Genomic DNA, 12,046 nt, shown 5'->3' on the forward strand with positions numbered 1-12,046 from the left:
TGCTGTTGTGCAAAAGCTGGTAAGCAAGATAGTTGCGCTGGATGAAGTTACTAACCAGAGCGGTCAGGAATGGGAAGCGCTGATTGAACGTTTTAGCTTTAATCCGTCGATGCGCCCTGGATGGATTGCTTGTTGCAGTGCTGCATTCTCCCAACCCGTAAAGGTGATGATGTTCTATAAAGACCAGCGTCTTGTTGGGGCGTTGCCCTTTTATGTATCTGCGAGACATCCGGGGCGGATCGAAGCGGCCGGAAATATGGTGTCGTATCATCAGCAACTGATTGTGGAACCTGAATTTACCCATGATGTGTTGTGTACTTTGCGAGACAATATGGCCGAAATGGATCTTAGCATGCTGTCTTGGGTTGGGGTGACAAAGGATGCTCAGCTTTTACAAGCGTTGCAGAGTGATAAGGTGTTTGGCTATCTTGAAATGGTTGGCGATAGTTCTCCTTTTATGCCTCTCAAGGAAGACTGGAAAACTATCCTGAGTGCTAAGAGTCGCAAAGTCAGATACAAAATTAATCATCGTCAAAAAGAACTGGAAGGTCGGCCTGAATTGCAAGTACGCCGTTTCGAGCAGGCGTCACCCGAGTTGCTGGAGATGATTTTATTTATTGAGCAAAAGAGCTGGAAAGTAGACGCTGGCATGGATATTTCAAGTAACCAGCGAGAGTCATCTTATTATGAAAAGTTGCTCCCCTGGCTGGCAGCTCAAAATAAATTGTGGGCAAGTGTCTTGTTGTCTGAAGGGCAGCCCATCGCCTATAACCTGTGTTATCGTGACCATGGTGTAGTGGGGCAGATGAAAACCTCATTTGACAATGACTTTAATGACATTTCGCCAGGTGCAATGCTGGTGGAAGATGACCTTCGTTTGTTAATAGACCAAGGTTATCAGGAATTTGATTTTCTCGGTGATATCATGCCCCACAAGATGATTTGGTGTAATGATGTTCGGGAGCATCTATGTGTGCATTTATATCCCAACACGTTTAAGGGACAGGTTGCTTTTTTTAGCGCTAAGTTGAGAAGATGGTTTAAAGCGACTTTCTTGCGTGTGAAAGGAAAAGAGTAAGAACATGAAAAAGCTGGTAGCTCTGTTGTTGCTTAACTGTTTATCATTTCAAGTGTTCTCCTTGGGATGGTTTGGCAATACGTTGAATGGACGGCAATGTGAGGGGAACAGTCAAGGCTTTGGCCCTTATGATTACTTTGAAGTTGTGGCGTCGGGTGAAAACAGTGAACTATGGAGTAAAGCCCGATTATGGGAAATAGACAGAATTCACTATGGTAAAGGAAATCGGCACGTAGCAGATAAATCGACGCTAACAGAAATCAATTACAAATTAGCCATGCAGGAATATGACTATACGCTCAGGGCCTACCCTAATCACGTCCCTGCATTGCAAGCTGTGATGGATTTGGAGAGACGAAGAGAACGCGAGTCGGCTATTCGTAAGGTGACTATTGTTCCCTTCAAAACTCCCCCTGAATGCTACTTTCAGCGAGCTATTCAGTTCCAACCTGGCCAGGCGCATCTCTATTTGGTTTATGCCGTTTACCTGCATAGGCAAAAGCAATTTGAGTTAGCTGAGCATCATTATCGTGAAGCCTACAAGCGCGATGAAAATCCGGAAACGGCTTATAACCTGGGTCTACTGCTGTTTAATAAAGGCGACTATGATGAAGCCCGTCGTTACTATGAGCTAGCCAGGGAAAAGCAATTTCCACTCGACGGTTTAGACAGATTGTTAAAAGCGAAGGGGTACTAGTTTCATATGAGTGGCGTAGGACGATTACTTGCTAAAGTGCGATGTTCTTTTTTGACGCTCTGCCTATTCACAGCAGGCGTACTTGCTGAGCCACAAATATTGTTGCAAGGAAAGCCGGTTGCTTCATTGGTCGATGCTTTTGCAGAGGCTAAACCCGGTGACGTGATTGAGCTTGGGGCAGGTATTTATAACCAGGCAGCTGTACTGAAAACTGATTTTGTCACTATTCGTGGTGTACCTGGCCAAACGCATCTGCGAACGGCCGCTATTGAGGGAAAAGGCCCGTTAGTGATTCGGGCTTCCGATATCGTCATTGAACATATTGAATGCTCCGGGATCAGCGTGCCACATAAGAATGGAGCATGTGTGCGGTTTGAGGGGAAGAATCTGGAACTCAATCATGTGTATTTTCATGATTCAGAGCAGGGACTCTTAACCGGACATGAACCTGGGCTGGTGGTTATTCGTAATAGTCGCTTTGAACGCTTGGGCAAAAATGGTCAAGCTCATGGCATCTATGTAGGTGGTGGAGAACTTTATATTGTTGATTCGTTTTTTCTGGCATCAAAAAGTGAAGGGATGGAAATCAAGTCTCGGGCACAGAAGACGGTGGTAGAGAGAACGACTGTTGCGTCGTTGGATGGGGTAGATAGCAGGTTACTGGATATTCCAAACGGTGGGGTGTTGGTTATCAGAGACAGTGTTTTACAACAAGGTGAGCAAACGTCTAACGGTGATATGATTGGTTATGGTCTGGAAGGCTATAAGCACGAAGTGAATAGCATCGAGGCCAGTGGCAATATCTTTTTGATGGAGCGAAATGGTATTAATACCTTACTGCACATTAAAAATGACCAGGTTGTGCCCTACGTTGTTGGGAATTTAATTGTGGGCCGTCCTGCAGCGGCGTTGCGTGAAGGGAATATGGTGTTTTCGAGTCGCGAAGAAGCCGGACTGCCAGCTGCGCCGGCCTTACCTACACTTCAGTAGCTGACAAAATAATCACAACAGAAAACTCAATAAAGGAACGCCATGTCAAATGCACCCGCCAGTGATCCCCCGGTTGAACTGAGTATTATTGTTCTGACCTTTAATTCTGCCAAGTGTGTGGAGAAATGTTTGCAGTATGCTTTTGGAGCGATGGAAAAGGTCGGTATTGATGGTGAAGTGGTGATCTTTGAAAACGGTTCTATTGATGGGACGGTAACTCTGCTTAACGCTGCCCAATCACAATACGGAGATAAGCTTAAGGTACTGTATTCCGAGATTAATTTAGGCACTACACGTTCCAGAAATGCAGCAATTAAGGCGTCCGAAGGGCGTTTTCTGCTGGTATTAGACTCCGATGCTTTTTTAACTCCGGAATGCCTGCGAAGAATGCATGACTTTCTGGATAGCCATACTGATTACGGAATGGTGGGGCCGAGACTGAATTACCGTTCCGGTAATTTTCAGTTGTCTTACGATGAGTTTCCTACCTTACAGCGCAAGCTTAGTCGTTATTTCTTCCTGCGTGGCATGGAACAAAATACCGAACAGCCTCAGCAGACTATTGAAGTGGATTACTTGATTTCCGCCTGTTGGTTATTACGCAAAGAGGTATTTGACATTGTTGGGCCACTTGATGAGGAAATTTTCTATGCTCCAGAGGATGTGGACTATTGTCTGCGGGTATGGAAAGCAGGATTCAAAATTGCTTATCTGCCTGACGTGGCTATGGTGCATGATGCTCAAGAACTGTCACGAGGCATAAAGTTTAACCGTTTTGTACTTAAACATGGTATGGGACTGTTGTATTACTTTAAAAAGCACGGCTATTTCTGGTCATTAAGTAAAACCAAGCAACAGATCGCCGAGCGAGTTCAATCGAGAGCGTCTTAGCACTAAACGCTCTGCTCGAGTGCTTATCCATTCACCCAATTAAAGATGAGAATAATGACGATATCCGGTCATTTTGTACCCACTACAGATGGAAATCTTTTTGCTACGCAGTTTGGTCCGATGTCCAAACATGCGGTGTTAATCTTGCCGGCCTTGTTTGAAGAAATGAATTTGTCCCGGGCGGTTATCGCCAAGCAGGCGCAGGCTCTCGCTTCGCGAGGAATGGGCAGTGTGCTGATGGATTACTATGGCACTGGGGATAGTGAGGGGGAGCTATCAGAGGGCTGCGCGCTTAGATGGCGTAAAGATGTTGTTGCTGTAGGTCAGTGGATGATTGGGCAAGGTGTGCAAACGCTGACATTGTGGGGGGTGCGTTTTGGTGCCCTATTGCAATTAGATGGACAAACCGAATTGGTTAAGCAGCTACCCGTAACTCGTCAGTTAGTTTGGAAGCCTATTACCTCGGGTAAAACATTGGTCAATCAACTGATGCGCTTGAAAGTAACCAATCAGGCCTTGGCTGGAAATGCCGAGAAGGTAGATTGGCGGGGGAAAATTCGCCAGGGAGAATCGGTAGAGATCGCTGGATACCTCCTGTCTGAAACCTTAGTGGCGAGCTTGGAAGCTATGCATATACCCATGGACGAGCCACTGTCCTCACTTTGTTGGCATGAATTGGGCAGCACCACTTTATTACCTGCTGTGGACAAATATCGTCTGGCGTGGCCAACCCATCAGTTTTTTGCGTTACCCAGCAAACCATTCTGGCAGTCTCCTGAGATCTTTGACGAGCCGGACTTAAATGAAGCGGTATTGAAAGGGGTTGGAATTGATGCATAACGAAAAGGCGATAAGTTTTGAGGTGGGGCAGCATCGCTGTTTAGGCATTGTGCACAAAGGCAAAGGTGAATCGCCTGCGAGAACGGGTGTGCTGCTGATTGTTGGGGGGCCGCAATACAGGGTCGGTAGTCACAGGCAATTTGTTCAACTATCCAGGGCGCTTGCTGATGCTGGTATTCCATCCATGCGTTTCGATTATCGCGGTATGGGCGACAGTCAGGGGAGAAAGGAATCCTTTGATGCAATAGATGACGATATTGCACAGGCAATGCAGGCCTTCCATGCTAATGCAGATATCGATAACGTGGTAATTTGGGGACTTTGTGATGCTGCGTCGGCGGCAATGATTTATGCCTCTAAAGATGACAGGGTTAAAGGCTTGATTCTACTTAATCCCTGGCTCGAGAACAGTGGCGCTAAGGGACAAACCATGCTGCGCCACTATTATTTGAAAAGACTTTTTAGCAAGGCATTTTGGAAAAAATTGTTAAGTGGTGGAGTTAACCTTAGCGGTAGTTTGCGGGATGCCGGTGGGCACCTTAAGGATAGTGTCAGCAAGCAGGCTGCTGAACAGGGCAGTTATCAACAACGTATGCAAAATGGCTTCAATGCTTTCGGTGGTACCACCTTACTTGTGCTAAGTGGCGTGGACTTGACGGCCAGAGAGTTTGAGCAACAGGCGCTTGGAACAAAAGGATGGACTGGACTTAAAAAGGAGAAAGTCCAAATTCATCGTATCAGCGAAGCCGACCATACTTTTTCCTGCCAGGCTTGGAAGCGTGAGGTAGAAAAACTCACCATTAATATGGTCATGGAAATGTCCCAAGATTAACATTGGGTTTTACCTCTCCCCCAGCATCAGACCCTTTAGTCTTGGGGAGAACTTTGTCATAACTTTGTGCATTAGTATTGCGATAATCAGGGAAAGAGGACTTGCAGTTAGCCAATATAATAGATAGCTGTTTTCGCCATGCTCAGGCTTGCCAAAAAGATACCAAAGAATCAGAATTACCGGGGCGTGAGACATAAAAAGGATGAAGCTGTACTTAGAATATCGTACTAGGTGGCTACCAAGCGCACTGCCAGCCAACTTCCCAAGAATGGGCCAGATGAGAAAAGGGGCAAGCATTCGAAGACCCTCTCGATTCTCAACTTTAAACAACACCAGATAGATGCAAAACCCGATAAACAGAGTGAAAAGCATCCAGGCAAATCTGTCCAATTTGCGCGGGTCAACCCCATACCAGGCTACCATAGCACCAGTTGCAAAACTGATGAGCATAGAATTACGGATTACCAGCATTCCATCCAGATTCCAGTAATATACAGCGGCGAGACAAGCGACAGTCAGAATAAAATTTACCCTCAGTAATAGCAGCAAGAGAGGGGACAGCAGACAGACCGCATATAGATCCCGTAAGAAGTTCAAGGGGTAATTGACAGGTTGCGTGTAAAGTCCAAGTAGCCCGTCCAACCATGCGTCAAGGCTGAATGGATATAACTGCGCGGAAAAAGGATGGTCTGATAAATGGTACATCTGCGCTATAAAAATGGCAGCAGCCAGAGGTATGTTCCATAGCAACAGCGGTAGGAGAATGGTTTTGCTCTTTTTCTTGAGCAACAGCCTAGGCTGCTGTGCCAGTGCAAACTTGAAAACTAAGTAACCAGACACCGCGGTGAGTACAGGAACGGAAGCCCGAAAAACGCCGTATGAAAAAAATGCCCGAACATAGCTGAAAAAATCCTGACCAACCTCGGCTAGGGGCTGATGGGGAGGTAGATGCAGAATCACAATGCCAAATATCATCACTATTCGGGCGATAGATATGCGTTGGCTGATATCCTTGTCAATCTGCATTGATGATTTTATTTATAACAGTATTTCGGTGACATGAGGGTGTCCGAGAAAATCCTGGGGGCTGGCTGTGGGGCCATAGGCACCAGACTGGAATATTACCAGCCAATCTCCGATAACGGCTTGAGGCAGCGTCATTTTATCTGCCAGTGTATCCAATGGCGTGCAAAGTGGTCCGACAGCCATAACTTTAGCCTCAGTTGGCACGTCTCCCATCTTATTGCCTATGGCAACAGGGTAGTTTTTTCGGATTACTTGGCCAAAGTTGCCTGAGTTTGACAAGTGGTGATGCAAACCGCCATTGGTCATCAGGAAGGTTTGGCCTCTGGATACTTTTATATCGGTAATTTTGGCGGCATAGATGCCAGCTTCCGCCACTAAGAATCGTCCCAACTCTATTACCAATTCTATATCAGCAATGAGAGGATATTGTTCGAGCAAGCGCTGCAGATTTTCTCCAATCGGTGTGAGATCTAAGCGTTCTTCGCCGGCGAAGTAGGGGATACCAAAGCCGCCACCCAGATTGATAGTTCTAACGGCAACTGGTGTTGCTTCAATAAGCTTATGGGCCAGGGCAAAAGTGTTATCATGGGCTTCGATAATGGCGTCCTGCTTTAGGTTCTGCGAACCCCAGAAGATATGGAAGCCACGAAAATCAAATTGCGAATAATCCAGTTCTGGCAATAATTCAAACAGACGCTCTTCATCGATACCAAACTGTTTAGGCCCGCCGCCCATTTTCATACCCGAGGCTTTAAGCTCAAAGGCAGGATTCACGCGAAAAGCGACAATAGGTTTTATACCTAACCGCTGCCCTTCATCTATAGCACGTTGCAGTTCAGTTTCTGATTCTACATGCAGGGTCACGCCCGCTACTATTGCAGCGCGAATTTCCCCAGCCTGTTTGGCCGGGCCAGCAAAACTAATGTCTTCGCTTGGCATACCGCTTTGCAATGCAAGTAGCATTTCTTTATGGGATGCAACATCAAATCCCGCCACTAATAGCCGCATACTGTTTACCAAAGCGGGGTAAGGATTGGCTTTGATGGCAAAGTGTAACTTGATAGAAGACGGAATATGCTGATGAAAAATCGCGACCTGGCGCTTTATCACCTCGAAATCGTAGGCATAAAACACCTCTTTATCCAGTATCGCCGCTATTTCATCCAGGCACTTGCCACCAATCAGTAATTGCTTGTTTTTAACGTCAAACTGATTCATGGGTGCATGCACCGGCACTGCTTTATTCATTGTGCATACCTCGATTTCAATTCCTGACTAATTGCACTTCTGTCTACCTTGCCATTCGGGTTGCGTGGCAGAGCATCAACCAGCTCAATATACTTAGGGTGCATAAAGTTAGGGGTGTCCTTTTTAATCAGTTTAAGAACCTCCTCCTGAGTTAATGCGCAGCCTTTTTTCAGCACAATTTTTACTGCAATGGCTTGCCCCAGTTCTGCATCAGCGACCCCACAGGCGACAACTTCGTCAATCAGGTCGGATGCTGCATAACAGGCGTCTTCAACCTCCATTGGGCTGACCCGGTAGCCTGAGGTTTTGATCATTTCATCACGACGTCCTACAAAGTATAAATAACCGTCCTTGTCCTTCTTGACCGTGTCACCTGACCACACCGCCATCTCAGTCAGCATCAAGCCGTTGACTGCTTTGGGAACAGGTTTAAAACGCTCGGCGGTCTTGTCTGGCGCATTCCAGTAGCCAAGACTGACATGAGGACCTCGATGGACTAGTTCACCAGGTTCATCCGGTGCGCACTCTGTACCGTCTTCCCGTACCACCATAATCTCCGCGTTGGGAATAGCCTTGCCCATAGAGCCAGGGCGTTCATCGACTAATTCAGGCGGCAGGTAAGTACTGCGAAATGCTTCAGTTAAACCGTACATTAAATAGGGTTTGGCCCTGTGAAATATGCGTCTAAGTTCGGCTAAAACCGGAGCGGGCATCGCCCCGCCGGAATTAGTAAAGTAACGTAATGATGCTGTGGCCTGTTCTGTCCACTTGGCTTTAATCAACTGTTGCCATAAGGGCGGAACGGCAGCCAGTCCGGTGACGCCGTGTTTCTCAATGGTTTTTACCACATCTCCGGGTAACAGATAATCCATCAACACACAGGTGGCGCCGGTTAAAAAGGCCGTCGTTATCTGATTCAGGCCGTAGTCAAAGCTCATGGGGAGCAACGCCAGGATCACATCGTCCGGGTGATTACCCAGGTACTCAGACACGCTTTCAGCACCAGCTAGAATATTCCGGTGCGATAGCACCACGCCTTTAGGTTTACCTGTGCTGCCTGATGTATACAGGATAGCAGCCATATCATTGTCTGTTGCTGTCACCAAAGGGCGGGCAGTGGCTGAGTCCAGCAATGAAGACAGAAAGTGCATCTGCTGGGGGATAGCTAATTGCAAAGGTTTATCTACCAGAATTACATGTTTTAGTTGTTCACATTGCGGCAAAGTACCTTGTAGAGTTTTAGCTCGATCCGAACTTGTTATTAGCACACTGACGTCGCAATCCGTCAGGATATGTTGGACTTGTGGTGCTTTGAGTACGTGATTAATTGGAACAAAAACTCCACCTGCAGCGCTACTGGCAAACAAGCTCAGCACGGCTTCTGGGCATTTGGGTAGGTAAACGGCAACTCTGTCGTGCCGCTTTATGTTTAATTCAGTCAATGCAGATGCCAGCCGTTGCTGTTCATTGTGCAATTGCTGGTATGTAAAATGTTGTTGCTTAAATATCAGCGCCGTTTTTTCAGGCGAGACATGTGCTGAATGCGTAATTAAATGATGAACAAAGCGGGCCATACGACAGCATAATTCCTTTGTAACCAGGCGGTTCCTAAATCACTAAAATAATGAAACAATGCGTATATTGAACAAGCGTATCGCCAATGTCCACGGATAGGCGGACGGAAAAACTAATTATTTTCAATTTACAGGAAATTTCATGGTTGCCGAGCACGTTAGAACTATCATTGTTAGCACTTTGCAATTAGACGAAGAGACCCAATTTGAACAGGATACGCCGTTACTTGGTGCTATTGCTGAATTTGATTCTATGGCCATTGTTACGTTGTTGACCACCTTAGAAGAAAACTTTGGGTTTGAAGTGGATGATGATGAAATCAGTGCGGATGTATTTGAGACTTTTGGTAGCCTGGTTTCATTTGTTGAAAACAAAATTTAGTTTTGGTGTGTAGCTATGTCATACAAGAATATTTTATTGGTCTTTGGCACTAGACCTGAGGCCATAAAAATGGCGCCATTGGTTTTGGCCCTGCGCGAGCATCCAGAGTTGAATGTAAAGGTATGTGTAACGGCTCAACATCGTCAGATGTTGGACCAAGTGTTGAGTCTGTTTGATCTGACCCCCGACTACGACCTGGATTTAATGCAACCAGGGCAGGATCTGTATGACATTACGAGTCGAGCATTGTTGGGCTTGAAAGGTGTAATGCAGGATGCCAAGCCTGACTTGGTTTTAGTCCATGGCGATACTACAACTACATTTTCAGCGTCGTTGGCGGCTTTTTATCAGCGTATTCCGGTTGGGCATGTGGAAGCCGGATTGCGTACAGGCAATATATACAGTCCATGGCCGGAAGAGAGTAATCGCCGTTTGACGGGGGTATTGAGCGCTCTGCATTTTGCGCCGACTCAAGGTTCAAGAGCTAACCTGTTGGCTGAGAATGTTAACGATGAAACTGTTTTTGTTACTGGCAATACGGTTATCGACGCGCTTTTGCAGGTTGTTGATAAGATAAATAGTGATAAGACGCTAACGGATAAGTTTGCCAGCAAGTTCGATTTTATCGACCCCAGCAAAAAGCTTATTTTGGTAACAGGGCATCGCCGGGAAAGTTTTGGTGGCGGATTTGAGCGAATCTGCCATGCGCTTCAACAGTTGTCCGAGCGAGACGATGTGCAAATCTGCTACCCGGTGCATTTGAATCCTAACGTCCGGGAGCCGGTAGAGCGCATCCTTGGTAATGCTAAGCAAGTGCACTTGATTGAACCGCAAGACTATCTGCCGTTTGTGTATTTGATGAGCCAGTCCTATCTGATTTTGACGGATTCTGGTGGTATTCAAGAAGAAGCGCCGTCTTTAGGTAAGCCAGTATTAGTCATGCGAGACACCACTGAGCGTCCAGAAGCCGTTGAGGCCGGTACAGTTAAACTGGTAGGAACCGATGATGGATTAATTGTCAGTGAAGTAAGTCGACTATTGGATGACAGCGATGCCTATCAACAAATGAGTGTGGCCCATAACCCTTATGGTGATGGCAAAGCTTGTGAGCGAATTGCGAACATAATTTTAGGATAAGAAAAATGGCATTTAAGAAAGTTTCAGTGGTGGGGTTGGGGTATATAGGCCTGCCAACGGCTGCCGTGATTGCGTCACGTGGTATTGAAGTTATTGGTATTGATGTGTCACAAAGAGCGGTTGAGACGATCAACCAAGGTAAAGTACACATTGTTGAGCCAGACTTGGATATGGTGGTCCAGGCTGCAGTAACTATGGGAAAACTGCGCGCTTCAATGACCCCTGAGCCTGCCGATGCTTTTATGATTGCTGTGCCGACGCCTTTCAAAGAGGGGCATCAACCTGATTTGTCTTACATTGAAGCTGCCGCAAAAGCCATTGCCCCAGTATTAGAGAAAGGAAATCTAGTTATTCTCGAGTCTACATCACCGGTAGGTGCGACGGAAAAGCTGGCTGCTTGGTTGCAGGAACAACGGCCAGACTTACATTTCCCAGGTGCGTCTAATAGCGAACCTAATATGTTCGTTGCGCACTGCCCAGAGAGGGTGTTGCCCGGACGCGTTTTGGAAGAACTGGTTTCGAACGATAGAATCATCGGTGGATTAACGGCTAAATGTTGTGAAATGGCTACCGAGCTTTATAAAACCTTCGTTCGCGGTGAATGTATCTCTACTAATGCTCGTACGGCTGAAATGGCGAAACTGACAGAAAACTCTTTCAGGGATGTGAACATCGCTTTTGCCAACGAACTATCAATTATCTGTGACAAACTTAAGATTAATGTATGGGAATTGATTGCATTGGCCAATCGCCACCCACGTGTAAATATTCTCAGCCCCGGCCCTGGTGTGGGGGGACACTGTATCGCAGTGGATCCTTGGTTCATTGTTGACTCAGCACCAGATGAAGCAAGGATTATTCGTACCGCGCGGGAGATTAACGATCACAAGCCGGAATATGTTGTCAGTAAAGTAAAAGCTGCCGCTGATCAATTCAAACGGCCTATAGTGGCGTGTCTGGGATTGGCCTTTAAGGCCGACATTGATGATTTAAGGGAAAGTCCTGCTTTAGATATCACTTGTGAACTGGCAAATGCCAATATTGGCCAGATTTTGGCGGTAGAACCTAACATTCAGGAACTACCTGGCAAACTACAAGGGCAGGGGGTTGAGCTTGTATCATTGCAGCAAGCATTAGAGATGGCCAATGTGTTGGTTGTACTAGTAGATCACAAACCCTTTAAAGCACTTCATAGCAACGACATCAATACCAAGGTTGTTGTGGATACCCGCGGTTTGTTTAGCCGTTTTTAGAACCCCTGCAATTTATAAAGGGCTCTGAAACCTTTAAGGTAATATCAGAGCCTTTTTCTTTGACTTTATTCTTTTTTAATTCATTGATAACTACTGTA

Annotated in this window: 12 protein-coding genes; 9 read left to right on the plus strand and 3 right to left on the minus strand. The window is 46.3% G+C overall.

The window, feature by feature from the left end:
• Window positions 1-7: 7 nt before the first annotated feature.
• The 6 genes from J0A65_RS10950 to J0A65_RS10975 are packed head-to-tail and all read left to right on the plus strand — an operon-like array spanning window position 8 to window position 5,328.
• Window positions 8-1,078 (plus strand): GNAT family N-acetyltransferase, encoded by a 1,071-nt coding sequence (locus J0A65_RS10950; protein ID WP_206594221.1) that lies wholly within the window; start codon window positions 8-10, stop codon window positions 1,076-1,078.
• Window positions 1,079-1,082: 4 nt separating this feature from the next.
• Window positions 1,083-1,775 (plus strand): tetratricopeptide repeat protein, encoded by a 693-nt coding sequence (locus J0A65_RS10955; RefSeq protein WP_206594222.1) that lies wholly within the window; start codon window positions 1,083-1,085, stop codon window positions 1,773-1,775.
• Window positions 1,776-1,781: 6 nt separating this feature from the next.
• Window positions 1,782-2,765, plus strand: coding sequence for a right-handed parallel beta-helix repeat-containing protein (locus J0A65_RS10960; RefSeq protein WP_206594223.1), 984 nt, complete (start codon window positions 1,782-1,784; stop codon window positions 2,763-2,765).
• A 42-nt stretch (window positions 2,766-2,807) separates the two neighbouring features.
• The gene (locus J0A65_RS10965; protein ID WP_206594224.1) at window positions 2,808-3,656 is read left to right on the plus strand and encodes a glycosyltransferase family 2 protein; all 849 of its coding nucleotides are present in this window, start codon (window positions 2,808-2,810) and stop codon (window positions 3,654-3,656) included.
• Window positions 3,657-3,710: 54 nt separating this feature from the next.
• Complete coding sequence (locus J0A65_RS10970) at window positions 3,711-4,496, plus strand: alpha/beta hydrolase family protein (RefSeq protein ID WP_206594225.1); 786 nt, start codon at window positions 3,711-3,713, stop codon at window positions 4,494-4,496.
• The gene (locus J0A65_RS10975; protein ID WP_206594226.1) at window positions 4,489-5,328 is read left to right on the plus strand and encodes a hydrolase 1, exosortase A system-associated; all 840 of its coding nucleotides are present in this window, start codon (window positions 4,489-4,491) and stop codon (window positions 5,326-5,328) included. The genes J0A65_RS10970 and J0A65_RS10975 overlap by 8 nt, the downstream gene beginning before the upstream one ends.
• 9 nt (window positions 5,329-5,337) lie before the next feature.
• Here the strand turns inward: J0A65_RS10975 and J0A65_RS10980 are convergent, their stop codons facing one another.
• The 3 genes from J0A65_RS10980 to J0A65_RS10990 are packed head-to-tail and all read right to left on the minus strand — an operon-like array spanning window position 5,338 to window position 9,176.
• Entirely contained in the window at window positions 5,338-6,354 is a 1,017-nt protein-coding gene (locus tag J0A65_RS10980; protein WP_206594227.1) for an acyltransferase family protein, read from the minus strand.
• A gap of 12 nt (window positions 6,355-6,366) precedes the next feature.
• A complete protein-coding gene (locus J0A65_RS10985; protein WP_206594228.1) occupies window positions 6,367-7,602 on the minus strand; it encodes a pyridoxal-dependent decarboxylase, exosortase A system-associated in 1,236 nt (411 codons plus the stop codon).
• The gene (locus J0A65_RS10990; RefSeq protein WP_206594229.1) at window positions 7,599-9,176 is read right to left on the minus strand and encodes an acyl-CoA ligase (AMP-forming), exosortase A system-associated; all 1,578 of its coding nucleotides are present in this window, start codon (window positions 9,174-9,176) and stop codon (window positions 7,599-7,601) included. Before J0A65_RS10990 ends, J0A65_RS10985 begins: the two co-directional genes overlap by 4 nt.
• 142 nt (window positions 9,177-9,318) lie before the next feature.
• Between J0A65_RS10990 and J0A65_RS10995 the strand changes: the two genes are divergently transcribed.
• Genes J0A65_RS10995 through wecC form a run of 3 tightly spaced genes read left to right on the plus strand, consistent with a single transcriptional unit; the run spans window position 9,319 to window position 11,948 of the window.
• Complete coding sequence (locus J0A65_RS10995; RefSeq protein ID WP_206594230.1) at window positions 9,319-9,558, plus strand: acyl carrier protein; 240 nt, start codon at window positions 9,319-9,321, stop codon at window positions 9,556-9,558.
• A gap of 15 nt (window positions 9,559-9,573) precedes the next feature.
• Window positions 9,574-10,695 (plus strand): non-hydrolyzing UDP-N-acetylglucosamine 2-epimerase, encoded by a 1,122-nt coding sequence (gene wecB, locus J0A65_RS11000; protein WP_206594231.1) that lies wholly within the window; start codon window positions 9,574-9,576, stop codon window positions 10,693-10,695.
• A gap of 5 nt (window positions 10,696-10,700) precedes the next feature.
• Window positions 10,701-11,948 carry a UDP-N-acetyl-D-mannosamine dehydrogenase gene (wecC, locus tag J0A65_RS11005; protein ID WP_206594232.1) on the plus strand — a complete coding sequence of 416 codons (1,248 nt, stop codon included), beginning with the start codon at window positions 10,701-10,703 and terminating at the stop codon, window positions 11,946-11,948.
• Window positions 11,949-12,046 lie beyond the last annotated feature (98 nt).

Origin of the sequence: Bowmanella yangjiangensis (genome assembly GCF_017255015.1) — a bacterium.
Lineage (GTDB): Bacteria > Pseudomonadota > Gammaproteobacteria > Enterobacterales > Alteromonadaceae > Bowmanella > Bowmanella yangjiangensis.

Bases quoted from the DNA above. Each gene is read 5' to 3' on its own strand.
- J0A65_RS10955 (WP_206594222.1), top strand. From the start codon at position 1,083: ATGAAAAAGCTGGTAGCTCTGTTGTTGCTTAACTGTTTATCATTTCAA.
- J0A65_RS10960 (WP_206594223.1), top strand. From the start codon at position 1,782: ATGAGTGGCGTAGGACGATTACTTGCTAAAGTGCGATGTTCTTTTTTG.
- J0A65_RS10965 (WP_206594224.1), top strand. From the start codon at position 2,808: ATGTCAAATGCACCCGCCAGTGATCCCCCGGTTGAACTGAGTATTATT.
- J0A65_RS10970 (WP_206594225.1), top strand. From the start codon at position 3,711: ATGACGATATCCGGTCATTTTGTACCCACTACAGATGGAAATCTTTTT.
- J0A65_RS10975 (WP_206594226.1), top strand. From the start codon at position 4,489: ATGCATAACGAAAAGGCGATAAGTTTTGAGGTGGGGCAGCATCGCTGT.
- J0A65_RS10980 (WP_206594227.1), bottom strand. From the start codon at position 6,354: ATGCAGATTGACAAGGATATCAGCCAACGCATATCTATCGCCCGAATA.
- J0A65_RS10985 (WP_206594228.1), bottom strand. From the start codon at position 7,602: ATGAATAAAGCAGTGCCGGTGCATGCACCCATGAATCAGTTTGACGTT.
- J0A65_RS10990 (WP_206594229.1), bottom strand. From the start codon at position 9,176: ATGGCCCGCTTTGTTCATCATTTAATTACGCATTCAGCACATGTCTCG.
- J0A65_RS10995 (WP_206594230.1), top strand. From the start codon at position 9,319: ATGGTTGCCGAGCACGTTAGAACTATCATTGTTAGCACTTTGCAATTA.
- wecB (WP_206594231.1), top strand. From the start codon at position 9,574: ATGTCATACAAGAATATTTTATTGGTCTTTGGCACTAGACCTGAGGCC.
- wecC (WP_206594232.1), top strand. From the start codon at position 10,701: ATGGCATTTAAGAAAGTTTCAGTGGTGGGGTTGGGGTATATAGGCCTG.